Origin of the sequence: Actinocrinis sp. (assembly GCF_035946395.1) — a bacterium.
Classification (GTDB): Bacteria; Actinomycetota; Actinomycetes; order Streptomycetales; family Catenulisporaceae; genus Actinocrinis.
In genome coordinates this window covers 1-23,757 of record NZ_DASYZI010000350.1, presented here as the reverse complement: position 1 = coordinate 23,757, position 23,757 = coordinate 1, and the positions used below count along the sequence as shown (strand labels likewise).

At 69.2% G+C, this 23,757-nt stretch carries 18 protein-coding genes and 1 pseudogene; 15 read left to right on the top strand and 4 right to left on the bottom strand.

From position 1 onward, the window contains the following. Positions 1–236 precede the first annotated feature (236 nt). The 13 genes from VGS97_RS21755 to VGS97_RS21695 all read left to right on the top strand — a co-directional run bounded on the left by VGS97_RS21755 (position 237) and on the right by VGS97_RS21695 (position 14,619). Positions 237–1,439, top strand: coding sequence for an ABC transporter ATP-binding protein (locus VGS97_RS21755; RefSeq protein ID WP_326855465.1), 1,203 nt, complete (start codon positions 237–239; stop codon positions 1,437–1,439). After that, complete coding sequence (locus VGS97_RS21750) at positions 1,439–2,212, top strand: ABC transporter permease (protein ID WP_326855464.1); 774 nt, start codon at positions 1,439–1,441, stop codon at positions 2,210–2,212. The genes VGS97_RS21755 and VGS97_RS21750 overlap by 1 nt, the downstream gene beginning before the upstream one ends. A gap of 7 nt (positions 2,213–2,219) precedes the next feature. Then, positions 2,220–3,074: an ABC transporter permease gene (locus tag VGS97_RS21745; protein ID WP_326855463.1), complete on the top strand. Its 855-nt coding sequence runs from the start codon at positions 2,220–2,222 to the stop codon at positions 3,072–3,074. A 5-nt stretch (positions 3,075–3,079) separates the two neighbouring features. Further along, complete coding sequence (locus VGS97_RS21740) at positions 3,080–4,342, top strand: MCE family protein (protein WP_326855462.1); 1,263 nt, start codon at positions 3,080–3,082, stop codon at positions 4,340–4,342. Beyond that, a complete protein-coding gene (locus tag VGS97_RS21735; protein ID WP_326855461.1) occupies positions 4,339–5,376 on the top strand; it encodes an MCE family protein in 1,038 nt (345 codons plus the stop codon). Before VGS97_RS21740 ends, VGS97_RS21735 begins: the two co-directional genes overlap by 4 nt. Further along, positions 5,373–6,362 (top strand): MCE family protein, encoded by a 990-nt coding sequence (locus tag VGS97_RS21730; protein WP_326855460.1) that lies wholly within the window; start codon positions 5,373–5,375, stop codon positions 6,360–6,362. Before VGS97_RS21735 ends, VGS97_RS21730 begins: the two co-directional genes overlap by 4 nt. Beyond that, positions 6,359–7,489 (top strand): MCE family protein, encoded by a 1,131-nt coding sequence (locus tag VGS97_RS21725; protein WP_326855459.1) that lies wholly within the window; start codon positions 6,359–6,361, stop codon positions 7,487–7,489. Before VGS97_RS21730 ends, VGS97_RS21725 begins: the two co-directional genes overlap by 4 nt. Next, positions 7,486–8,796, top strand: coding sequence for an MCE family protein (locus tag VGS97_RS21720; protein ID WP_326855458.1), 1,311 nt, complete (start codon positions 7,486–7,488; stop codon positions 8,794–8,796). Before VGS97_RS21725 ends, VGS97_RS21720 begins: the two co-directional genes overlap by 4 nt. Beyond that, a complete protein-coding gene (locus VGS97_RS21715) occupies positions 8,793–10,058 on the top strand; it encodes an MlaD family protein (protein ID WP_326855457.1) in 1,266 nt (421 codons plus the stop codon). The genes VGS97_RS21720 and VGS97_RS21715 overlap by 4 nt, the downstream gene beginning before the upstream one ends. Continuing rightward, positions 10,055–10,642: a hypothetical protein gene (locus VGS97_RS21710; protein ID WP_326855456.1), complete on the top strand. Its 588-nt coding sequence runs from the start codon at positions 10,055–10,057 to the stop codon at positions 10,640–10,642. Before VGS97_RS21715 ends, VGS97_RS21710 begins: the two co-directional genes overlap by 4 nt. Positions 10,643–10,667: 25 nt before the next feature. Beyond that, positions 10,668–11,663 carry a hypothetical protein gene (locus VGS97_RS21705; RefSeq protein WP_326855455.1) on the top strand — a complete coding sequence of 332 codons (996 nt, stop codon included), beginning with the start codon at positions 10,668–10,670 and terminating at the stop codon, positions 11,661–11,663. Positions 11,664–12,151: 488 nt separating this feature from the next. Next, complete coding sequence (locus VGS97_RS21700; RefSeq protein WP_326855454.1) at positions 12,152–13,831, top strand: hypothetical protein; 1,680 nt, start codon at positions 12,152–12,154, stop codon at positions 13,829–13,831. 209 nt (positions 13,832–14,040) lie between these two features. Then, positions 14,041–14,619: a hypothetical protein gene (locus tag VGS97_RS21695; RefSeq protein WP_326855453.1), complete on the top strand. Its 579-nt coding sequence runs from the start codon at positions 14,041–14,043 to the stop codon at positions 14,617–14,619. A 103-nt stretch (positions 14,620–14,722) separates the two neighbouring features. Here VGS97_RS21695 and VGS97_RS21690 read toward each other — a convergent pair whose 3' ends face one another. Together VGS97_RS21690 and VGS97_RS21685 are read right to left on the bottom strand one after the other, a co-directional pair. Continuing rightward, positions 14,723–16,423, bottom strand: coding sequence for an exo-alpha-sialidase (locus VGS97_RS21690; RefSeq protein WP_326855452.1), 1,701 nt, complete (start codon positions 16,421–16,423; stop codon positions 14,723–14,725). Between the two features lie 69 nt (positions 16,424–16,492). Further along, positions 16,493–16,969: a hypothetical protein gene (locus tag VGS97_RS21685; protein WP_326855451.1), complete on the bottom strand. Its 477-nt coding sequence runs from the start codon at positions 16,967–16,969 to the stop codon at positions 16,493–16,495. Between the two features lie 315 nt (positions 16,970–17,284). On the opposite strand from VGS97_RS21685, the gene VGS97_RS21680 reads away from it, so the two are divergent. Both VGS97_RS21680 and VGS97_RS21675 read left to right on the top strand, forming a co-directional pair. Then, on the top strand, positions 17,285–18,634 hold the full coding sequence (locus VGS97_RS21680; RefSeq protein ID WP_326855450.1) for a S53 family peptidase: 1,350 nt from the start codon (positions 17,285–17,287) through the stop codon (positions 18,632–18,634). Positions 18,635–18,892: 258 nt separating this feature from the next. Continuing rightward, a complete protein-coding gene (locus tag VGS97_RS21675) occupies positions 18,893–21,619 on the top strand; it encodes a glycoside hydrolase family 9 protein (RefSeq protein ID WP_326855449.1) in 2,727 nt (908 codons plus the stop codon). A gap of 113 nt (positions 21,620–21,732) precedes the next feature. Here the strand turns inward: VGS97_RS21675 and VGS97_RS21670 are convergent, their stop codons facing one another. Both VGS97_RS21670 and VGS97_RS21665 read right to left on the bottom strand, forming a co-directional pair. Then, a complete protein-coding gene (locus VGS97_RS21670; RefSeq protein ID WP_326855448.1) occupies positions 21,733–22,968 on the bottom strand; it encodes a S53 family peptidase in 1,236 nt (411 codons plus the stop codon). Between the two features lie 344 nt (positions 22,969–23,312). Continuing rightward, positions 23,313–23,757: pseudogene (locus VGS97_RS21665) on the bottom strand (hypothetical protein); the annotation flags it as partial.

The window sequence follows — 23,757 nt, the reverse complement described above, 5'->3', positions numbered from 1 at the left end:
CGGCTGCCACGGCACTGGGAGTTGATGACGGGCAGCACTTCTTTACGGTCGGGTAACAATCGGCCCGAATTCACTCTTTCGAGCGACAAGCACATCTGGTCGAGGTCCGTTTCCTCCGCTTAGTCTCGGCAATCCGCACTGCGTTTCCGCATCTGCACTGCTTCCCGGCATTCCGTCCCGTGCTGCCGGGGCCGGGCGATGCCCGCAGGGCGGGACCGAGGCCAAGGGAGCCCCTCGTGGGAGTTGAGATCCGGGTCGAGGGGCTGACCAAGTCCTTCGGCAGCCAGGTGATCTGGCGGGACGTGTCGCTGACGCTGCCCGCCAGCGAGATCTCGGTGCTGCTCGGTCCCTCCGGTACCGGCAAATCCGTCTTCCTCAAGACCCTGGTCGGCCTGTTGCGCCCGGATCGCGGCTCGATCTGGATCGAGGGGCGCGACGTCACACGGCTGCGGGAACGCGAACTGTACGAGGTGCGCAAGCTGTTCGGCGTGCTGTTCCAGGACGGTGCGCTGTTCGGCTCGATGAACCTGTACGACAACATCGCGTTCCCGCTGCGCGAGCACACCAAGCGCCACGAGAGCGAGATCCGGCGCGTGGTGATGGAGAAGATGGAGCTGGTCGGGCTGCTCGGCGCGGAGGGCAAGCTGCCCGGGCAGATCTCCGGCGGCATGCGCAAGAGGGCCGGCCTTGCCCGCGCGCTGGTGCTCGACCCGCAGATCATCCTGTTCGACGAGCCGGATTCCGGGCTCGACCCGGTGCGCGTCGCGTATCTCAACCAGCTGATCGTCGACCTGAACGCGCAGATCGACGCGACCTTCCTCATCGTGACGCACGACATCGCCTCCGCGCGCGTGGTGCCGGACAACATCGGCCTGCTCTTCAGCCGCGAACTGGTGATGTTCGGCCCGCGCGAGGCGCTGCTGACCAGCGACGAGCCGGTGGTGCGCCAGTTCCTCAACGGCCGGATGCAGGGCCCGATCGGCATGGCGGAGGAGAAGGACGCCGCGCTGGTCGAGCAGGAACTCGCCGAGCTGAGCAACGGTTCGAACGGGAAGAACGGCACCGGGAACGGGAATGGCAACGGGTACCCGGACCCGGCCGGGGAGGGGATGGCGCCGAGGCTGCTGCCCGGTCCCGGCGTCCCGCTCTCCCCTCGCTGGCAGGCCATCGCGCAGCGCGCGGCCGGTGGCCTGGAAAGTGGCCCGGAAAGTGGCCCGGAAAGTGGCCTGAGCAGCGATGATCTACGCAGCGATGGTCCGCGCAGCGATCCATATGGTGACCCGGACGAGGAGTCGACCCTCGAATCGGCGCCCGAGTACACCGGGCCGCCGGACTCCGGGTTCGGATTCGGTCCCGGCTCGCAGCGCGGCGACGAATCAGGTCTCGGACAAGAATCCGCCGGTCCCGGCGGCTCGTCCTGGCTGACGGGGCGCGACTGATGGCGTTCTCCCCGGCCGGCCCGTTTCGCGAGTCCGGCAAGCTGTTCGCGCTCGGGCTCGACGTGCTGCGCACCCTGCCGCGCCGTCCGGTGCAGTGGCGCGAGTTCATCCAGCAGGCCTGGTTCATCGCCAGCGTCACCATCCTGCCCACGGCGCTGGTCTCCATCCCGTTCGGCGCGGTGGTCGCGCTCCAGTTCGGGAACCTGGCCCAGCAGCTCGGCGCGCAGTCATACACCGGCGGCGCGTCCGTGCTCGCGGTGCTGCGCGAGGCCTCGCCGCTGACCACCGCCTTGCTGATCGCCGGGGCCGGCGGCTCCGCGATCTGCGCGGACCTGGGCGCCCGCAAGATCCGCGAGGAGATCGACGCGCTCGAAGTGCTCGGCATCGACCCGGTGCACCGGCTGGTCGTGCCAAGGGTGCTGGCCACGATGCTCGTCTCCGGCCTGCTCAACGGCCTGGTCTCGGTGGTCGGCGTGGCCGGCGGCTACTTCTTCAACGTGGTCGTGCAGCACGGCACGCCAGGTGCCTACCTCGCCTCGTTCACCGCGCTGGCCCAGCTGCCCGACCTCTACGCCGGCGAGATCAAGGCACTGGCGTTCGGGGCCATCGCCGCGATCGTGGCCTCGTACAAGGGCCTGAACGCCAAGGGCGGGCCGAAGGGCGTCGGCGAGGCGGTCAACCAGTCCGTGGTCATCACCTTCCTGCTGCTGTTCTTCACCAATTTCGTGATGACCGCGATCTACTTCCAGATCGTTCCGCCGAAGGGGTCGTGATCCGCCCATGTCGCTGATCGACCGCCTCTCGCGCGGTGCCCCCCTGCGCCGACTGCTGGGCGGGCCGCTGGACGCCTTGGACGACCTCGGCCGCCAGATGCACTTCTACGCCAGGTCGCTGGCCTGGTCCGGGCGCACGCTGCGGCGCTACCGCGGCGAGGTGCTGCGGCTGCTGGCCGAGGTCAGCTTCGGCACCGGCGCGCTCGCGGTGATCGGCGGCACCGTGGGCGTCATCGCGGTGCTGACCTTCTTCACCGGCACCGAGGTCGGCCTACAGGGCTACGCGGCGCTCAACCAGCTGGGCACCACGAACTTCGCCGCCTTCATCGCCGCCTACTTCAACACCCGCGAGATCGCGCCGCTGGTCGCCGGGCTCGCCCTCTCGGCCACCGTCGGCTCCGGCTTCACCGCGCAGCTCGGCGCCATGCGGATCAACGAGGAGGTCGACGCGCTCGAAGTGATGGGAGTGCCGTCGCTGCCCTTCCTGGTCACCACGCGCATGATCGCCGGTTTCGTCGCGGTCATCCCGCTCTACGTGATCGGCCTGCTCTCCTCGTACCTGGCCTCGCGGTTCATCACGACGACCTACTACGGGCAGTCCACCGGCACCTACGACCACTACTTCCACCAGTACCTGCCGCCGGTGGACGTGCTGTGGTCCTTCGGCAAGGCGATCATCTTCTCGGTCGTGATCATCCTCGTGCACTGCTACTACGGCTACAACGCCAAGGGCGGCCCGGCCGGCGTCGGCGTCGCGGTCGGCCGCGCGGTGCGCACCGCGATCGTCGCGATCACCATCATCGACTTCTTCCTCAGCCTGGCCATCTGGGGATCCACCACCACCGTCCGCATCGCCGGGTGACGCCGATGTCGAATACAAGTCCCGAGCGCCCGATGGCGCTGCGCCTCTACGGCGTCGTGTTCGTCGTGATCATCGCGCTGCTCGTGGCGCTGACCGTCGCGCTGTATCAGCACGCATTCACGCCGGTCGTGCACGTCACGCTGCAAGCGGACTCGGTCGGCGACCAGCTCGAAACCGCCGCCGACGTGAAGCTGCGCGGCATGATCGTCGGCCAGGTGCACGGCATCAGCTCCAACGGCACGTTCGCCACGGTCGACCTCGCCCTCGACCCGGCCGACGTCGGCCAGATCCCGTCGAACGTCGACGCCCGGCTGCTGCCCAACACGCTGTTCGGCAACACCTACGTGGATCTGGAGATCCCGCCGGGTCCGCCCGGGCGCCCGATTCGGGCCGGCGACGTCATCCCGCAGGACCACTCGCAGGCGGGCATCGAGGTCCAGCGGGTGCTCAGCGACCTGCTGCCGCTGCTGCGCACCATCCAGCCCGGCAAGCTCAACGCGACCCTCGCCGCGTTCGCCGACGCGCTGGAGGGCCGCGGCGACGAACTCGGCGCGAACCTGGTCCGGGTGGATCAGTACATTTCGAAGCTCGACCCGCTGCTGCCCGCGGTCCAGGCCGACCTGCGGGAACTGGCGCAGGCCACCGACGTGTTCAACGCCGCGGCCCCGGATCTGCTGGCGGTGCTGGGCAACTTCACCGCCACCAGCCAGACGATCGTGGCCAAGGCCGACCAACTCGCCTCGTTCCTCACCGGGACGCAGTCCTTCGCCAGCACCGCGCGCAGCGTCCTGGAGCAGGACGGCCAGCGGATCATCACCGTCGCCCAGGTCTTCGCGCCGACCACCGCGCTGCTCGACGAGTACTCGCCGGAGTATCCCTGCCTGCTGAGCGGTCTGGCCCAGCAGGAGCCGCGCCTACAGCAGGTGTTCAGCAGCGGGGAGCTGCACATCACCCTGGCGGTCGTGATCCCACGGGCGCCGTACAAGCCCAACGAGACGCCGCGCTACGACGACCGCTCGGGTCCGGACTGCCGCGGCCTGCCCGACCCGGTCGTGCCGGCGCCCGCGGTCAAGCTCGATGACGGCACGTCAGGCAGCGCCGGGTCAAGCAGCCCGCTGACCAGCGGCTTGGCCGGAACGCTGAGCGAGCAGCACGTCGTGGACGCGATCCTGGCCCCCGTCATGGGCGTGCCGCCCGAGCAGGTGCCGGCGGTGGCCACCCTGCTGTTCGGCCCGCTCGCCCGCGGAACGGCGGTGAGCGTGTCGTGAGTTCCTCACCGTCCCGCGCGGTCGTCGCGCCGCTGATCAAGTTCACCGTCTTCGCCACGGTCACCATCCTGGCCACGGCGGTGCTCGCCGCGACCATCGGCAACTTCTCGTTCGCCCCGACCACCACCTACCACGCCGTGTTCAGCGACGTGACCGGGGTGGTCGCCGGCGACGACGTCCGGATCGCCGGAGTACGCGTCGGCGCGGTCACCGGCATCTCGATCAAGGACCGCACCGAGGCCGAGCTCACCTTCACCGTCTCCAGCGACCACCCGCTCTACACCAGCACGCACGCCGAACTGCGCTGGCGCGACCTGGTCGGCGAGCGGTACCTGGCCCTGGTGGACGGCGCCGGGGACGAGACCAGGCTGCCGTCCGGCGGCGAGATCCCGCTGTCGCAGACCACTGCCGCGCTGGATCTGACCGTGCTGTTCCAGGGCTTCAAACCGCTGTTCGCGGCGCTGAGCCCGCAGGACGTGAACAAGCTGGCCTTCGAGATCATCCAGGTGCTCCAGGGCGAGGGCGGCACCATCGACGGCCTGCTGGCCGAGACCGCCTCGCTCACCTCGGCGCTGGCCGACCGCGACCAGCTGATCGGCTCGGTCATCGACAACCTCGATGGCGTGCTGACCGCGCTCGACCAGCGCGGCGACCGGTTCGGCGCGCTGCTCGACCAGCTCCAGCGGCTGATCTCCGGGCTGGCGCAGGACCGTGACGCGATCGGCTCGTCGCTCGGCAACATCAATGCCCTGGCGGCGGCGGCCTCGGGACTGCTCGACCAGGGGCGCCCGGCGCTGTCCGGCGACCTCAGCCAGCTGACCACGCTGACCGGGACGATCGACAGGAACCAGAAGACGGTCGAGAGCATGCTGAAGAACCTGCCGGTCAAGCTGAACGCGGCGACGTCCGTCGGCGACTACGGGTCCTGGTTCAACTTCTACCTCTGCGACTTCGACGGCACCATCACGCTGCCGGTCACCGGGCAGGGCCTGACCCCGGACTTCCACGCGGCCCAGGCGAGGTGCGGCGGATGACCCCGTTCCGCGAACGCAACCCGGTGGTCATCGGCGCCGTCGGCCTGGCGCTGATCGCCGCGCTGCTGTGGGCCGCGTTCAACGTGGACCGGCTGCCGCTGATCGGCGGCGGCACCGGCTACTCGGCGGCCTTCAGCGAGGCCGGGGGACTGAAACCGGGCGACGAGGTGCGCATCGCCGGGGTCTCCGTCGGCAAGGTCACCGGGGTCGGCCTGGAGGGCGACCACGTGCGGGTCGACTTCGAGATCAAGGGCGGCCCGCAGTTCGGCGTGGGCACCGGGGCGTCGATCCGGATCAAGACCGTGCTCGGCCAGATGTACCTCGCGCTGGAGCCGCAGGGTCCCGGGCAGCTCGACCCCGGCACGGAGATTCCGCTGAGCCGCACCGTCTCCGCGTTCGACGTGGTCGACGCCTTCAGCCAGCTGACCACGACCGTCCAGCAGGTCGACACGACGCAGCTGGCCACCTCGCTGAACACGATCTCCTCCGCCTTTCAGAACTCCCCGGCCGACGTGAAGGCCTCGCTCGACGGGCTCTCCCGGCTCTCGCAGACCATCTCCTCGCGCGACGCGGCGCTGGGCGAGCTGCTCTCGCACGCCGACAGCGTCAGCGCGGTGCTCTCCGAGCGCTCGGACCAGCTGGCCACGCTGATCCAGGACGGCGACCTGCTGCTCCAGGAGATCGAGGCACGCCGCGAGGTGATCCACGAGCTGCTGGTGAACACCTCCTCGCTGGCGGTGGAGCTGTCCGGTCTGGTCACCGACGACCGGGCGAAGATCGGGCCCGCGCTGAGCAACCTGCACGCGGTGCTCGGCCTGCTCCAGCGCAACCAGGACGAGCTCGACCAGGGCATCAAGGCGCTCGGCCCGTTCGTGCGGGTGTTCGCGAACAACCTCGGCAGCGGCCGCTGGTTCGACACGTATCTCCAGAACCTGGTGTTGACTCTTCCACCCTCGGTGCGCACCCAGTCCGGAGGCCTGCCGTGACCCCGACCAAGCGCCGCATCAGCATCCTGGCAGCCGTGCTCGCGCTCGGCCTCGCCGGCGGGCTGCTGTACGCCTTCTGGCCCTCGGCGCCGGCGGTGAACGTCACCGCGTACTTCACCCGGGCCGTCGGCATCTATCCGGGCTCTGATGTCAGGATCCTGGGTGTGAGGGTCGGAGCGGTCACCGCGGTCAGGCCGCAGGGCGACAGGGTCGAGGTCGATTTCGAGTACGGCGCGGGCTACAAGGTGCCGGCGGACGCGCAGGCGGCGATCGTCACCTCGTCGGTGGTGAGCGACCGCTACGTGCAGCTGCTGCCGGTCTACCGGGGCGGCGCGGTGATGGCCGCCGGCGCGGTGATCCCGGTGAACCGCACCGCGGTCCCGGTCGAGCTCGACGACACCGTCAGCAGTCTCAACACGCTGTCGGTCGCGCTCGGGCCGCAGGGTGCGAACTCGGACGGCGCGCTCTCCCGGCTGCTCGGGGTGAGCGCGGACAACCTGAACGGCCAGGGCGCGAAGCTGCACCAGACCGTGCAGGACCTCTCCCAGGCCGCCGGCACGCTGTCCGACAACCGGCAGAACCTGTTCGGCACCGTGGACAACCTCCAGACCTTCACCGCCAAGCTCGCCTCGGACGACCAGCAGGTGCGCGCGTTCGAGTCGGATCTGGCCGACGTGTCCGCGCAGTTGGCCGCGGAGCGCCAGGATCTGGCCGACGCGCTGAAGAACCTGGCCTCCGCGCTCGGCGACCTCTCCGCCTTCGTGCACGACAACAAGGCCGAGATCACCTCGGATGTCAACGGCCTGAACGACATCGCGGGCATCCTGGCCAAGGAGCAGTCCGCGCTCACCGAGTTCCTCGACGTCGCACCGGACGCGCTGAGCAACCTGGCCAACGCCTACAACCCGGCGGCGGGCACCCTGGACACCCGGATGAACGTGCAGCAGACGCAGAATCCCGCGCTGTTCCTCTGCTCGCTGCTCGACTCGTTCGGCCAGCAGATCGATTGCAGCGGACTACAGAAGCTGTTCAGCACGCTGCCGTCGCTGCCGACCGCCAACCCGGTCACCGGCCTGCTCGGCACCGTGGACAAGACGCTCGGCGGTCTGCTGGGAGGCAAGCAGTGAGCAGTGTTCGTGCCCGCCGCCCCGGCACGCGCCGTCTCGCCGCGCCGGCGGTCGCCGCGAGCGCGGCGCTCCTGCTCGGCGGCTGCCAGTTCGGCGGCCTGGCGAGCCTGCCGCTGCCCGGCGCGCCGGCGCAGGGTGGCAACGTCTACCACGTCACGGTGGACTTCGCCGACGTGCTCGACCTGGTGCCGCAGTCCGCGGTGAAGGTCAACGACGTCACCGTCGGCGCGGTGGACAGCATCGACCTGGTCGGCTGGCACGCCGAGGTGCACGTGCGTATCGAGAACTCGGTGCACCTGCCGGACAACGCCGTCGCGGACATCAAGCAGACCAGCCTGCTGGGCGAGAAGTACGTCGCGCTCTCCGCGCCGACCGACGCGCCCGCCAGCGGCGCCCTGCACGACGGATCGCTGATCCCGCTGTCCCGCACCGGCGCCAACCCCCAGATCGAAGAGGTGCTCTCGGCGCTGTCGGCGCTGCTCAACGGTGGCGGCGTGGCGCAACTGCACACCATCACGGTGGAGCTGAACAAGGCGCTGAGCGGCCGTGAGCAGAACCTGCGCGATTTCCTCGTCCAACTCGACACCTTCGTCGGCGGGCTGAACAAGCAGCGTGACGACATCATCCACGCGCTCCAGGGCATCGACCAGCTCTCCAAGACGCTCAACGATCAGCACACTGTCATTACCGCGGCAGTGGACCAGATCCCCGGTGCGCTCAAGACGCTCGGCGACGACCGGCAGACGCTCACCAACGTGCTCACGTCGCTGTCCAGCCTCGGCGACGTGGGCGCCCGCGTGATCAACGAGTCGCAGGACAGCCTGCTGACCGACCTGCGCGACCTGCTTCCGGTGCTGACCGAGCTCAACCAGGCGGGCACGGACCTGCCCAACGCCCTCGACCTGCTGCTGACCTATCCGCTGCCGCAGGGCCTCAACGCCGCGGTCAAGGGCGACTACGTCAACCTGAAGATCACCGCGGACCTGAACCTGAGCGACCTGTACCACAACCTGCTCGGCGGCCTGCTGCCTCCGGGCACCAAGCCCACGCCCAAGCCCGGCCAGCCGACCCCGACGCCGATCCTGCCGCTGCCGTCGCTCCCGATCCCGCTGCCCAGCCTGCCGCTGTCCCTGCCGTCGTGCCTGCTGCTGTGCGGAGGCGGCGGGAGCCACGCGTCCTCCCCGCCGGGACCGAGCCCGTCCCCAAGCGCCGGGCTGTGCATCATCCTGTGCCTCGGCGCGCAGAACTCGGCGGCGCAGGTCGACCCGAATCTCGCCGCCCTGATGACCGAGGGGATGGCCGCGTGATCACCCGAGCCGTCCGGATCCAGCTGCTCGCCTTCGGCGCGATCACCGTGCTCGGCATCGGCTACGCCGGCGCCGACTACGTCGGTCTCGGCAAGAGCGTGATCAGCCCCGGATACACCGTGCGCGCGGACTTCGCCGAGACCGGCGGCATCTTCACCAACGCGGAGGTCACCTACCGGGGCGTGCCGGTCGGCCGGGTCGGCTCGATCCAGCTGGACTCGACCGGCGTGCTGGTCGATCTGGACATCCAGCACGGCACGCGGATCCCAGCGAACACCATCGCCGTCGTGGCCGACCGGTCGGCGGTCGGCGAGCAGTACGTCGATCTGCAACCGAGGTCCGACTCCGGACCGTATCTGACCGGCGGCAGCACGATCCAGCGCGCGGACACCCGCACCCCGCTGCCGACCACGACGCTGATGGTCAATCTCGACCGCCTGGTCAACTCGGTGAACAAGAACGATCTGACGATCACCATCGACGAGCTCGGCGCGGCGTTCGACGGCACCGGCCCGGACCTGCAACGGCTGATCGACTCCGGCAACTCCCTGATCAAGACGGCCAGCGACGACCTGCCGCAGACCACCGCGCTGATCGCGCAGTTGCAGCCGGTGCTCAAGACGCAGGTCGACGAGGGCTCCTCGATCGTCGGCTTCTCCCGCGACCTGGCGGCGCTGACCGGCCAGCTGAAGGCCAGCGATCCGGATCTGCGCAAGGTGCTCGACAACGGCATCACGGCGTCCGGCGAGTTGCAGAGCCTGTTGCAGTCGACCCAGCCGACCCTCGGCGTCCTGCTCGGCAACCTGATCACCACCGGCCAGATCGTCGAGGCGCGGCTGCCCGGCGTCCAGCAGATCCTGGTGACGTACCCCGTGGTCGTCTCCTCGGGCTTCACCGTGGTGCCCGGCGACGGCACCGCGCACTTCGGCCTGGTCCTCAACGTGAACAATCCGCCGGCCTGCACGTACGACACGCAACAGCGCGTGCCTGAGGACACCAGCCCGCGGCCCGCCAACACCGGCGTGCACTGCGACGAGTCGGCGAGCAGCGGCGTGGACGTGCGCGGCGCGCAGAACGCACCGACCGGCGGCTCGACGGGTGCGGCGAATGCGCTCTCGTCCTACATGACCGGAACCGATCCGGCGACCGGCGCGGCCCTCGGCCCCGACGGCCGGCCGGTCGAGATCGCCGCGAACGGCGGCGAAGCGACACTTCTGGGGAGGGACTCGTGGCAGTGGATGCTACTCGGCCCGATGGCGTGAGCGTGAAAGTGCGCGAGCGTGGGAGCGCCGACGCGGCGGGGGTGCGGCGCGAGAGCGCGCGCGAGCGGGTACGCACTCTCGCGCGTCCGGTCGGCCGCGCGCTGACGAGATTCAGGATGCTGCCTTGGCTGCTGGCCGCGGCACTCGTCGCCGGCGCGGTCGGCGTGGGCGTGCTCGACTACAAGGTGCACCAGGAGAACCAGGCGGGCCAGCGCGACCAGGCCGTCCTGGCCGCCGCGCGGCAGGAGGCCCTCAACTTCATCTCGATCGACTACCGGAACTTCGCCCAGGACAGCAAGAACGTGCTCTCCGGCGCGACCGGCGACTTCAAGCAGCAGTTCACCGACGAGTCGAACACGTTGCAGAGCCTGGTCGACCAGAACAAGGCGATTTCGTCAGGCCAGGTGCTGCAAGCCGGCGTGATGACGTCGAGCGCGAGCGCCGCAAGGGTACTGATCGTGGCGGACGCCACGGTCGCCAACACGGCCGCGCCGTCGGGCCAGGTCCGCAACTACCGTCTCCAGATGGACCTGGTCGAGCAGGGCGGCCAGTGGCTGACATCCAACATCGAGTTCGTCGGCTGACGCGGACGGAAGGGAGAACAGAGCCGTGCACGAGTCTCAGTCCGAGCCGCGAGCGCAGCAGCAGTCCGCGCAGCAGCAGGCCCAGCAGCCCCAGTCGCAGCAACACCGCACGCGCAGTCGGCTCGTCGCCGACGGCCAGACCTCGCGTCGCCCCCGCGCCGTCGCCGGCCAGCGCGCGGCGGCCAAGCGAGCCGGGCAGCCCGCACAGACAGGGCAGCCGGTACAGTCCGGGCAGCCCGTTCCGCCCGACCGCCCCGCACAGGCTGTACAGCAGCAGTCCATCGCGACGGTCGCGACAGCCGAACCGGTCGCGCCGCAGCGCGATGGTGAGGCGACCACTTCCGCAGTCAACACGGACGCGGTCGACACCGACGCTGCGACGGCGGCCACGGAAATCCCGGCCGCCGTATCCGCGGTTGCCGTATCCGTATCCGTATCCGAGTCCGATGTCGAACCTGATGCCGAACCCGGACTCGGTTCGAGCGCCCGCGCGAGCAAGAGCGTGCAGAGCCGCGGCGTGCGACGCGCCGTCGTCACGGCTGCGCTCGCGGTCGCCCTCATCGCCGTGGTCGCGATCGGAGCGGTGCTCACCATCCAGTACCGCGACGCGATTCGCACCGACCACGCGCGCACCGCCGCGATGGCCGCGGCCAAACGAGCGGCGCCGGTCATCTTCTCGTACGACTACCGCCATCTCGACCGGGACTTCAGCAAGGCCGAGGCGTTCCTCACCGGCTCGTTCCACGATCAGTACGCGAAGACGACGCAGACCGTGGTGAAGCCCACGGCGCTCCAGTACCACGGCGTCGTCAAAGCGACCGTCGCGCAGCCCGCCGACGGCAGTGCCGCCGCGGTCTCGGTGGTCTCCGCCTCGCCGGAGCAGGTCGTCGTCCTGGCGTTCATCGACCAGTCGACCACGAGCACCAGGGTCTCCGGTACCCAGGTCGACCAGAACAGGGTCCTGCTCACCCTCACCCACACCCCGCAAGGCTGGCTGGTCAGCGCGGTCGACGCCCTTTGAGGCGCGCTCGGCTGCTCGGCCGGGCGATATCGCGGGGCAGCGCTACGGCCGGTACGGCTTGTGGCGGCCGATCGCCCGACTGAGCAGACGCCTGCTGCCTTGCCGGTCGAGCGCGGCGGTCTGCCGTCCGGATCGGCGAAGTCCTGATGGCCGCTGTCGAAGAGCCCTGATAACACGGCACGCAGACGCCCCGCCGGCACACCACGCATCCGCGTGCTCGAACTCGGTCGTCCGGTCCGCTACATCTGCACGCCCTGAAGCCCGGATCGCGCGGCGTGTCGCTCCGGCGCTCAGGTTTCGTCCCGCCGCGTGGATTTCCTGCGCGCGCCCCGTGCCGTGAATCAGATTTCTGCTTATGTTCCGATTAGCGCGGGTTGCGCCTCGCTGTCGGGCATTTCGGGCTGCCGGGCCAGGGGAGGGGTCTTCCCTGGCCGGTCGGCTATCCCGCGCCGTTCGCTGATTCATCAGCCTACTTTGGGGGTTTACCCATGCACGCACCCAATGCCTCGCACCCTCGAACGTCCGGGCGCGTCAGGCGCCTCACCTTCACCGCGGCGGCCGGCCTGCTCGCCGTCGGATTGCTCGGGTCGCAGGCCGGATGGGCGCAGGCCTCGGTGGCCGCGACCGGTGCCACTGCCACAACCACAGCGGTCGTTCCTGCCGCGGCCCCGCACGCTGGTACCGGTACCGCCACCGCGCGTTCGGTCAACGTCCGTCAGGCGGCCACGGCGCCGCGGATCGCCCCGACCGCGCTGAACCCGGCGCAGCGGGCGGCGCTGAGCCGCGCCGCCGCCGCGCGTCCGGCGCTGCCGTCTAAGCCGACGACCGGCAGCAAGCCCGTGCCCGCAAAGGCCACGGTGTCCGGCGCGAACCACGTCGCGCACACGGTCGCGTCCGCAGTGATCCGCCCGCAGGTCGCACCGCCGGTGGTGACCAACTTCGCCGCAGTGAACGAGTCGCTGAGCGCCTGCGGCTGCCAGCCGCCGGACGTGAACGCCGCGGTCGGCGCGAACGAGATCACCGAGATGGTCAACCTCCGCCTTGAGGTCTACAACAAGGCCGGAGCCGCGCTGTGCGGCATCGGCCTGAACTCGTGGCTCGGCACGTCGGACAGCCTGTCGGACCCGCGCGTCATGTACGACAACGTCAACGGCCGGTACCTGTTCGTGCTGACCATCGTGCCCGCCTCCGGCACCGCCACCCCGGCGATCTGGCTCGGCGCGACGCAGACCAACAACCCGTGCGGCGGCTGGTGGATCTACCGGCCCACCTTCGCCGGCGGCTCCTTCCCGGCCGGCACGCTGCTGGACTACCCGATGATGGGCCAGGACCGCAATGCCATGCTGCTGTCCACCAACAACTTCCCGGCGTCGGGCGGCGAAAACTTCACCGTCTTCGGCGTCCCGAAGTCCGCGATCTACAGCGGCGGCGGCTTCAGCTTCAGCGCGTTCAGCACCGCCTCGTCCGTCACTCCCGTCAGCAACGGCGGCATCCCGATGATCTCCACGAGCCGCAGCTACTTCCTCGGCTCGGTCCCCGGCACCGGATACCGCCTGTACAACCTGACCAACAGCGGCGGGTCCGGCGCGGTGCTCACGTTGCAGGCGACCATCAGCTCGGCATTCAGCGCCCCGCCCCGGCGGGTCAACCAGCCCGGCACCACCAGCACGCTCGACCCGCTGGACGGGCGCATCGACTGGTCGCCGGTCAACGACGGCAGCTTCATCTGGTTCGCGCACGGCATCGACATCGGCGGGTTCCCCGGCATCCGCTACGGCGCGATCAGCATCTCCGCCAACAGCGCGACCGTCGCGGACGCCTATCACAGCGGCACCAGCGACGACTTCAACCCCTCGGTCGGCGTCGGCAACAGCCCCGCCGGCGGCAACTACATCTACGTCAACTGGGCCTACACCGACAGCCCGGCGGGCGTGGCCACCTCGGACACCGTCGACTCGGTCAACCCCGGCGGCGGCGTGCCCAGCCTGATCGGCACCGGCGTGGTCCTGGTCAACGGCTCGGCCACGGGGGAAACCCGCTTCGGCGACTTCTCCTCGGTGGCGATCGACCCGGCCAACTCGAACGGCAGCTGCGCGGTGTCCGCGCAGCAGTACTTCAATTCCGACGGCAGCTGGGCCACTCGGATCGCCCGACTCGGCACCTGCTGACCGCACCACGACAACAATGCAGCCGCAACGCAACTACAGTACGTAACTGACGGACCCCGTCGGGCAGCGATCTTCGGGTCGCTGCCCGACGGGCACATGCCGTGCGACACCCCGAGGATCGACGGAACGTTGCCACCCGCCGCCGCGTCAAACGACAGAATGCTGTCGACAGGGATCTCGTGGATCCGGAGTAACCCGCGGAGGCGCCCATGCCCGGTATGCCGCGTAGGCGACCGCTCCAGTTGGGAGCGCGAACGCTCCTGCTCACCACGCTTCTGGCGCTCATGGCCGGCTGCGCCGGCGCGGGCGCCGCACAGCCGGCCGGTGCACCGCAGGGCGCCGGTTCCGGCTCCGGCGCCGGTTCCGCGGGATCCGGTGGTTCGGCCGCGGCAGGCACGACGGGGACGGTGCCGTCCGCGACCGGTTCTTCGTCCGCTCCCGCGACCGCGCCATCCCCGCTCGGAGGCTCCGGATGTGCCGCTCCCGCGACGATCACCATCGTGCTCGGCCATGAGCCCGCGCCGGTGTGCATGCGAGTCGGCGACACGGTGACGATCACCGCTCCGCCATCTGCGCGCCAACCCTGGCAGCCGATGAAGAGCAGCGACGCGGCGGTGCTCGCCTGCACCTCGCACCAGGAGGACCAGGGCGCGCTGACCGCCGTGTGCCACGCGCTGAAACCCGGCGCGGTGATCGCGTCCACCATCACCGCGCCGTTCGCCGGTGATCCGCACGGCCCGCCGCAGTTCATGTGGAGCCTGACGATCCACGTCCTGCCCTACGTGTAAGAGCTCTTTGAAGCTGGCCTGACGTGATGCGGCTCCCCGGCCTGGTGACCGGGGAGCCGCATACGGTGCCGCATATGGTCGAACGCGTGCGCTGACTACCTCACTACCTCAGAGTCCGCAGTTGCGGCGTGGTGCCGGTCAGGATGCCGGGCCCGCCGAAGATCGGACCGTTGGCCGCGCGCAGCGCGCCTCCGGTGACCGGCAGCCCGCCCGCGGTGTACATGGCCTCGTCAAAGGCCAGGCCGTTGGTGGGCGTCTTGCCGACCGCGAACAGCGCGTAGGCGTTGCCGTTCAGGACGCTGCACGAGATGTAGTCGCCGACCATGTTGCCCTGGCTGGTGCTCGCGATCTGCGACAGGCTGAAGGGTCCTGCGACGGTCTGCGGCGCGCTCCACGTCGAGCCGCCGTTGGCCGAGGAGATGTACCCGACCTCCATCTGGCACGTGGACGCCGAGCAGTTGGCGTTGGGGTAGAAGTAGTAGTAGAGCCCGAGCTTGGCCGTGGTGCCCGAGGTGGCGTGGTCCACGCCGAGGCCGGGGATGAAGTGGTCCACCGTGCTGCTCGTCGCGTCGATCGGCACCCGGGTCACCGCGCTCCAGCTGGTGCCGTTCGTCGAGGTCGAATACACGATGTCGTTGGACGGGCAGCCGGAGCGGAACCGGCAGTCCTGCCAGGCCACGTACACCTTGCCGGAGGAGTCGATCTCGGCGCTGGGCAGCCCCTCGCCGTCACGCAGGCCGCCGTTCACGGTGTGCGCGTTGACCGTGGCGACCTGGACGCTGGCGTTCCACGAGGAACCGCCGTTGGTCGAGGTGAACGCGTCGATCGCGCTGCCGTTGTTCGAGTAGGGCACCACGACGGTGCCATTGGGCTGCACCAGCGGCTGCCCGCCCAGGCCCGTGGGCGAGCCGGACGGGGAGTTCAGCGCGGACCAGGTGACGCCGCCGTCGCTGGAGACCGCCATCGCCTCGGTGTTGAACGAGGAGGTGATGTCGAGCTCGATGTAGCAGTTGCCGTAGAACGGGCTGGTGGAGGTGTCGTCGCACACCACCCACTGCTTGTCGTAGCCCTGCCCGTCGAAGCCCGCCGCCTGCGTCGCGCTCTGCCAGGTCAGCCCGTCCGTGGACCGGTTGACCATCACGCCGACGGCGTTGCCGGTGGAGTCGATCGGCAGGCCCACGACCATCCACTCGCCGTGCTTGGCGTCGTACGCCACCGCCGCGTCAGAGACCTGCGCGTAGCTGCCGCCCTGGTTCACGGTGAGGCCGGGCATGAAGCCGTGGCTCCACGTGCTGCCGCCATTGGTCGAAGTCGCCCAGCCGAGGTCGGACGACCCGCCGCCGTACACGCGGCCGACCTGGAACGCCGAGACGATCGTGCTGCCGTAGGCGAAGGTGTCGGGTTCGACCTCGGTGGCGTGCTGCGCGTCGGTGTCGGTGAACGGGTCCGTACTCACCTGCGTCAGGGTGATGCCGCCGGAGGTGCCGACGGTCAGGGTGAAGGGCGTCGAGTGTGTCGCCGACGTTCCTGTCCCCGTGATGGTGATGCTGTAGGAGCCGTTCGGCGTCGAGGCCGCAGTGCTGAGCGTCAGTGTCGACGAACCACCAGCGGTCACCGAGGCCGGGTTGAAGGACGCTGACGCGCCCGCGGGCAGCCCGGTGGTCGACAGTGCCACGCTCTGCGCGCTGCCGGAGGTGACAGCGGTCGAAATCGTCGAGGTCGCGGAGTTGCCGGCGGTCACGGTGGCCGCCGACGGGCTCGCGGAGATCGAGAAGTCGTTGGTGGTCGTGGCCGGGGTCAGCACGACGTCGTCGTACTCGGTGAAGGTCGGGTCGCCGGGGTAGTTGTCGTCCTTGCTGGTGAGCGTCAGGGTTTAGTTGTGCCCTGAGGTCAGAGTGGCGCTGATCTGCTTCCAGCCGGAGTTGGACACGCAGGTCTTGGGCAGCACCGTGGTCGTGGTGGCCGCCGTGGTGTCCGCGAGGGTGGCGGTGGCCCAGTCGTACGTGACCGTGTCAGGGCAGGTCACGTCGTACCAGAACGTCAGCGTCCCGCCGCCGCTCGGCGCGGTGAAGGACTGCGCGATCGAGGACGAGCCGTTGGTCGGCGAGCTCGAACCCAGCAGCGCCGCGTAGGTGCCCGAGTGCGGGCTGGACGTGGTCACGCCGGTGGCCGGGCCGGTGGCGGTCCAGCCGGACAGGTTGCCGGTCTCGAAACCGCCGTTGGTGATGGTGGTCGCCGCTGCGGCCGACAGGGTGACGGCGGTCATCGGCGCCAGCACCAGCGCCGCGGTCACCGCCAGCCGGCGCAACGTGCGCGACCTCGCCGCGTTTGTCAGGGATGTGGGTATCAAGATCAGTATCCTCCATACAGCTGAGCTGTTGCCCGAGAGGAGAAAGGAACCCGCGGTCCGAGCTTGTGGCCGGGCCGTAGGGCGGTGCGTCGGCGCCCTGCCGCGACAGCAGCGGAGACAGGGCGTCCAATCGCGAAGTCTGGCAATGCATTGCGTTCACGACAAGTGTGGCGAACGTAACGATGAACCTGACGCGGCATTGACGCGGTGCTTCTCAAGGTTCACTGTGCGTATCAGGGCACCAGCTGCCGAGGATGTGCCCGGGACATCACCATCAACATGCTTATCCGTGCCTAGATCCGATCCGGAGAACGCATGCGCACCTCACGACTGCGTGGACTGAGCGTCCGCTCCCTGATCCATCGCCCCTTCATTCGCCGCTCTCTCATCCGCCGCCTGCTCGTCCCAGGCACGGCGGCCTCTCTCGCTGTTCTGAGCATCACCGGCCCGGCACAAGCGGCGGCAGTCCCGGCCTCAGCCGTGCCGAAGCCCTTCGGCTGCAACGTCGCGGCGCCTGCCGGGGTCATGCACTGCATGGGCTACACCGCCAAGCGCGCCGGCCGCACGGCGGCGATGACGGCCGGCCCCGCGACGACCGGCAGCCCGACCAGCGTCGGTTACGTCCCCTCGCAGCTGCGCTCAGCGTACAAACTGACCGCCGTCGGCAGCGCCGCCGAGACGGTCGCCATCGTCGACGCCTTCGACAACCCGAACGCGGCCTCGGACCTCGCGACGTATCGCAGCGCTTACGGCCTGCCCGCCTGCACCGTCGCAAACGGCTGCTTCAAGAAGGTGAACGAGCAGGGCTCGACCAGTCCGCTGCCGTCCACCGACTACGGCTGGGCCGAGGAGGAGTCGCTCGACGTCGACATGGTCTCGGCGATCTGCCCCGACTGCCACATCCTGCTGGTCGAGGCGAGCTCCGCGACCACCACGGATCTCGCCGCCGCGGAGAACGCGGCCGCGGCCGCGCCGGGCGTGGTGTCGGTCTCCAACAGCTGGGGCGGCGCCGAGTCCTCAAGCCAGACCTCTGCCGACAGCGCCTTCAACCACCCCGGCGTCGCCATCACGGCCAGCGCCGGTGACAGCGGCTACGGCACGAGCTGGCCGGCCACCTCGCCCTACGTGACCGCGGTCGGCGGCACCAGCCTGAGTACGGCCTCGAACGCGCGCGGCTGGACCGAGTCCGTGTGGTCCACGTCCTCGACCGAGGGCACCGGCGCCGGCTGCTCGTCGGTCGAGGCCAAGCCGTCGTGGCAGGCCGCGCTGAGCCTGCCGGCCGGCTGCAACAACCGGATCGACAACGACGTGTCCGCGGTCGCCGACCCCGCGACCGGCGTCGCCGTGTACGACACCTACAACAGTTGCGGCACGGGTTCGTTCTGCGACTTCCTGCTCGCGCTCGGCTTCGCCACCGGCGCGGACGGCTGGGTGCAGGTCGGCGGCACCAGCGCCTCGTCGCCGATCATCGCGTCTGTATACGCGCTGGCGGGCAACGCCTCGACGGTGAACTACGGCTCATATCCGTACAGCCACACGTCCGCGCTGTTCGACGTGACCTCCGGCTCGCTCGGCAGCTGCTCGCCGGCCTACCTGTGCACCGCCGAAACGGGTTACGACGGTCCGACCGGCCTCGGCACGCCGAACGGCACCGGAGCCTTCTGACACTGAGCCCTCTGACACAGAGCCCTCTGACACAGAGCTCCCTGACACAGAGCTCCCTAACACAGAGCTCTCTGACACAGAGCTCTCTGACACAGAGTTTTCTAACAGAACTGAAAGTTCCAGCACTGTAAGTGATGTCAGGGCAGGTCGCGGTGTCCGCAACGACGCCGCGACCATCGCCCGGCTTTCTGCGATTTCGGCGGTTGAGTACGTTCTGACCGCTCGGTTCACGTCGATCGCCGAATCCGGAGCGTCCCCATGTCCTTGACCGTCCCCAGAATCGCCGGCCTGCTCGCGGCCGGGCTCAGCTTGGCCGCCCTGACCGCGGGCGGGCCCGCGCGCGCCGCCACGGCGGCTCCGGCCGCGCTGGCGAACACGCCGCACTACAGCCTGCCGCTCGCCGCGCAGGAGTCGCTGTACTTCTACGACGCGCAGAAGTCGGGCCCCGCGCGCACCGACGGGGACCAGCCGCTGGACTGGCGCGGCGACTCGGAGCCGAGCGACGCCTGCGTGCCGCTGCAACCGAAGTCCAGCACCGTGCCCAACGGAGTGAACCTGTCAGCGGCCTTCATCACCGCGAACAAGTCGGTGCTCGACCCGGGCAACACCGGCTGCTTGAACCTGTCCGGCGGCTTCCACGACGCCGGCGACCACGTGAAGTTCGGGCTGCCGCAGAGCTACGCGGCCGCCACGCTCGGCTGGGGCATGTACGAGTTTCCGCAGGCCTACAAGACGCTGGGCACCTGGAACCACGGCCTGGACGAGATGAAGTGGTTCACCGACTACTTCCTGCGCTCCACGTTCCTGAACTCCTCCGGCCAGGTCGTCGCCTTCGCGTACCAGGTCGGCGAGGGCTCGGTCGACCACAACTACTGGGGCCCGTCGGAGTTGCAGAGTTCGACGACGTACCCGCGCCCGGCCTACCTCGCCAGCAGCGAGACGCCCGCCGCCGACCAGGCCGCGAGCGCCGCCGCGGCGCTGACCGTCGAGTCGCTGCTGACCGCGAGCAGCAACGCGACCTATTCGGCCAAGTGCCTGCAATACGCCGAGGCGCTCTACACCTTCGCCCGCGCGTACCCCGGCCTCGGCTACTCAGGAGGCTTCTACAACTCCGGCGGATACGTCGACAAGGAGGCGTGGGCGGCCGACTGGCTCTACCTGGCCACCGGCAACTTCTCCTACATCAACGACATCATCTCCACCAACTCCTCGGGCACCTACACCGGGTACCTGAGCAACATCGTGACCAACACCACCAACACCTGGCAGAACATCTGGGTCATGTCCTGGGACGCGCGCTGGGGCGGGGTGTTCAGCCTGCTCGACCCGATCGTGCAGGGCAACGCGAACGTGTCGGCGATCCTCCAGCAGCAGGTGCACTACTTCGACAAGTGGCAGGTGCAGTACTGGTCGCACGTCCCGCACGACAACACCAGCGACACCAGCTTCATCGCCACCACCCCGGCGGGCCTCTCCTACCTGACGACCTGGGGCGCGGCCCGCTACGACACCGCCGCGCAGCTGGAAGCCCTGGTCTACCGCAAGAGCTTCCCCGCCGACGCGCAGAGCACCGCGTTCACCGACTGGGCGATGGGCCAGATGAACTATCTGATGGGTGACAACCCGTCGAAGTGGTCGTACATCGTCGGCTTCGGCAGTACCACCCCGGGAGTCGGCTCGCTGGTCGGCGGCAGCGCGACCGCCGCCTCGCACCCGCACCACGCCGACGCGCACGGCTCGCTGACCAACAACCAGGGTGATCCGGCCAACGACCGGCACATCCTGTGGGGCGCCCTGGTCGGCGGCCCGAGCTCCACCGACGCCCCCGACGACGTGACCACTGACTACGTGCTCAACGAGGTCGCGGTGGACTACAACGCGGCGATGGTCGGCGCGCTCGCAGGGCTCTACCAGTACTACGGCCAGAGCCAGACGGTCACGAGCTTCACCCCGCCGGCCGAGGCGGCGCAGAGTCCGTACTACACGACCGCCACGCTCAACCAGGACAGCAATCAGGGCACGCAGCTGACGGTGAACATCACCAACACCGCGACGCAGCCCCCGCACTTCGAGACCGACATGAGCGCCCGGGTCTACTTCGACATCGCCTCCCTGCACGCGCAGGGCCAGGGCATCAGCGCGATCTCGACGCCGGTGTACTACGACGCGGCCGGACAGATCGACGGCAAGACCACGTCGATCAGCGCGCCGGCGCAGTGGGGCGACGCGAACAGCTGCGTGTACTACGTCACGGTCAACTGGGCCGGGGACAACGTCGGGCTGCCGCCGTCGCGCGCCTTCGAGTTCGGCATCAATGCCGCGCAGGGCCCGAACTTCAAGTACTACTGGAACTCCGCCGCCTCGCCGAGCCTCACCGGCCTCGCCGCGGGCACCTACGCCTCGGCTGCGGACCCGTACATCCCGGTCTACCTCAACGGCACTCTCGCCTCCGGCCAGGAACCGTCGAAGACCCTTGACGAGAGTTGCGGATCCAGCGGTGGCGGCACCGGTGGCGGCACCGGCGGCACCCCGACGCTGGTCGCGCAGTACGAAACCAGCACCACTGCGGCGACCACGTCCTCGATCAGCAACCAGATCCAGCTGGTGAACACCGGCAGCACGGCGGCGCAACTGTCCAACGTGACCGTGCGGTACTGGTTCACCGAGGACGGTACCCAGCCGCTGACCTACGCGTGCGACTACGCGCCGGTCGGCTGCGCGAACGTCACCGGCACCTTCGCCGCGGTCAGCCCGGCGAAGGCCACCGCGGACCACTACCTGCAACTCTCGTTCGGCAGCGCGGCCGGGACGCTTGCGGCGGGCGCGAGTACCGGCGGAATCCAGAACCGGATCTACCAGTCGAACTATGCCACGATGACCCAGACCAACGACTACTCGTTCAACGCGGCCGACAGCGCGTTCACCGCGAACCCGACGATCACCGTGTACTACAACGGCCAGCTGATCTACGGCACAGAGCCCTGATCCACAGGGGCCGGCCGCGAGCCCGTCACAGTGACGACGCCGGTTTCCGGCTCCGAGCCACCCGGAGCCGGAAACCGGCGTCGTGCTCTAAGGCAGTGCTCTCAGATGGTCTGTCAGCCCACGAAGGCGGTCAGTCCGTTCGGAGTGCCCAGACCGGTCGGGCCGTCGTATCCGACCACTGCGGTGCACAGGTAGGACGGCGAGCACGACGCGGTCGCGCCGGTGGTCACGTCGTTCAGCGAGCTGGTGTGGGCGTAGAGGTCGCTGGCCGGGTACGTGCCGGTGCCCGGCGTGCCCGCGTCTGCGAAGACGGAGGCGATCAGCGGGGAGGCGACGCTGGTGCCACCGTAGACGACCCATCCGGTCGCGCCGTAGGTCTGGTAGACCGCGACGCCGGTCGCCGGGTCGGCGACCGCGGAGACGTCGGCGACGGTGCGGCGCGAGCAGCCGGTGTCCTTCTGCCAGGTCGGCTTCGCGTCATACGCGGAGCAGCCGGAGCCCGCACCCTCGACGCTGCTGGTGGACCACACCGACTCGGTCCAGCCGCGGGCGTTCGAGGCCCTGTTCAGCGCGGTGCCGCCGACCGAGGTGACGTACCTCGACGCCGCCGGGTACTCCACGCCATAGCCGCTGTCGCCCGAGCTGACCGTGATCGCGACGCCCGGGTGGTTGAAGTAGCTGGAGTCGTAGCTCGTGTCGGCCGAGGACTCCGAGCCGCCGTAGCTGTTCGAGACGAACTTCGCGCCGAGCCGCACCGCCGTGTTCACGCTGGTGCCGAGGTCGGCCATGCTCGCCGTCTTGGCCTCGACCAGGATGACGTGGGCGTTCGGCGCAATCGCGGAGACCATGTCCAGGTCGAGCGACTCCTCACCGGCCCAGCCGCTGTTGCGCTTCGGGTAGCTGGTGCCGCCGCTCTCGTTGACCTTCTTGAAGCAGCCGTTCGCGGTGGTGCAGGCCGGCAGGCCGAACTGGGAGCGGTAGACGCCCATGTCCGACTCGGCGTTCGGGTCGTCATAGGCGTCGACGATCGCGACCGTCTGGCCCGCGCCGCCGCCCGAGGGCAGGTTGTAGGCGCTGAGCAGGTCGCTGGGACCGTAGCCGGACGGGGTCGCGTTCCGCGTGACGCCCTTGGCATTGACGTGCTCGATGACGTTCGTGACGCGCAGGGCGTTGCACGACATCGTGCCGGCGGTCGTGGCGAGCGCGCAGCTACGCGTCCACGAAGCGCCGGAGTGCACGGTCTGGGCGTCGGCCTGCGTGGCGAAGGTGAGACCGGTGCCCGCGAGGGCGGCGGACCCGGCTATGCAGAAAGCGACACGGCGAGCTGCCGTGCCGAGGATGGTGCGCAACGTACTGCCTCCTGTGTGGGTTGCGGGGGCTGTGCGTGATGCATCCCGCCGCGGCCGAGTGGGCCTGCTGCGGAATGTCTTGATCAAAACCTGTTGTCGGTCGCCGGGATATTGGCGGCGGCAGCAAGCGGCGCAGACGCTAGTGGCGGACGTGGACGTTAACAAGACAAGTGGCGATTGTTCGCCAATTCGTAATCAAGCCGCGTTCACACCAGTGAATCAGGGAACGAGCACGCGGAGACTGCGAATACCGCGGATACCACGGACAAGTGGCGGGCCGACTCGAAAGCCGGCCCGCCCGTCAGCCTCCGGAGTCTCTGGAGTCTCCGGATCTTCCTACGCGATCACGAGACGTTGAGCGCGTTGTCGTCGAGCACGAAGGAAGTTTGGAGGGAGACGTCCTCGCTGCCGGTGAACTTCAGGGTGATGGTCTGGCCGATGAACGAGGCCAGGTTGAAGCTGTGCTGCGCGTACCCGCTGATGTGGTTCAGGTTCGAGTACGTGGCCAGCGTGCTGAGCACAGTCCCGGAGCTGTTGAGCACCTGCACCTTGAGGGTGTCGTAGGCGGTCGTGGTCGTGGTCTCTGCGGTGTCGATGTGCAGCCAGAACGAGAAGGTCGCGTTCTTGCAGGTTGACGGGATGCTCACCGACTGCGAGGCGGTGTCGGTGTGGGTGGTGCCGTAGCCGTCGAGCCAGGCGTCCCAGCTACCGGAGTGCGCCGGCTCGGCAGTGCTGTTGTTCAGCACGCCCGCGCTCAGCGACCACGGGGTTGCCACGCCGCTTTCGAAG

Bases quoted from the DNA above. Each gene is read 5' to 3' on its own strand.
- VGS97_RS21730 (WP_326855460.1), top strand. From the start codon at position 5,373: ATGACCCCGTTCCGCGAACGCAACCCGGTGGTCATCGGCGCCGTCGGC.
- VGS97_RS21745 (WP_326855463.1), top strand. From the start codon at position 2,220: ATGTCGCTGATCGACCGCCTCTCGCGCGGTGCCCCCCTGCGCCGACTG.
- VGS97_RS21740 (WP_326855462.1), top strand. From the start codon at position 3,080: ATGTCGAATACAAGTCCCGAGCGCCCGATGGCGCTGCGCCTCTACGGC.
- VGS97_RS21700 (WP_326855454.1), top strand. From the start codon at position 12,152: ATGCACGCACCCAATGCCTCGCACCCTCGAACGTCCGGGCGCGTCAGG.
- VGS97_RS21675 (WP_326855449.1), top strand. From the start codon at position 18,893: ATGTCCTTGACCGTCCCCAGAATCGCCGGCCTGCTCGCGGCCGGGCTC.
- VGS97_RS21680 (WP_326855450.1), top strand. From the start codon at position 17,285: ATGCGCACCTCACGACTGCGTGGACTGAGCGTCCGCTCCCTGATCCAT.
- VGS97_RS21750 (WP_326855464.1), top strand. From the start codon at position 1,439: ATGGCGTTCTCCCCGGCCGGCCCGTTTCGCGAGTCCGGCAAGCTGTTC.
- VGS97_RS21695 (WP_326855453.1), top strand. From the start codon at position 14,041: ATGCCCGGTATGCCGCGTAGGCGACCGCTCCAGTTGGGAGCGCGAACG.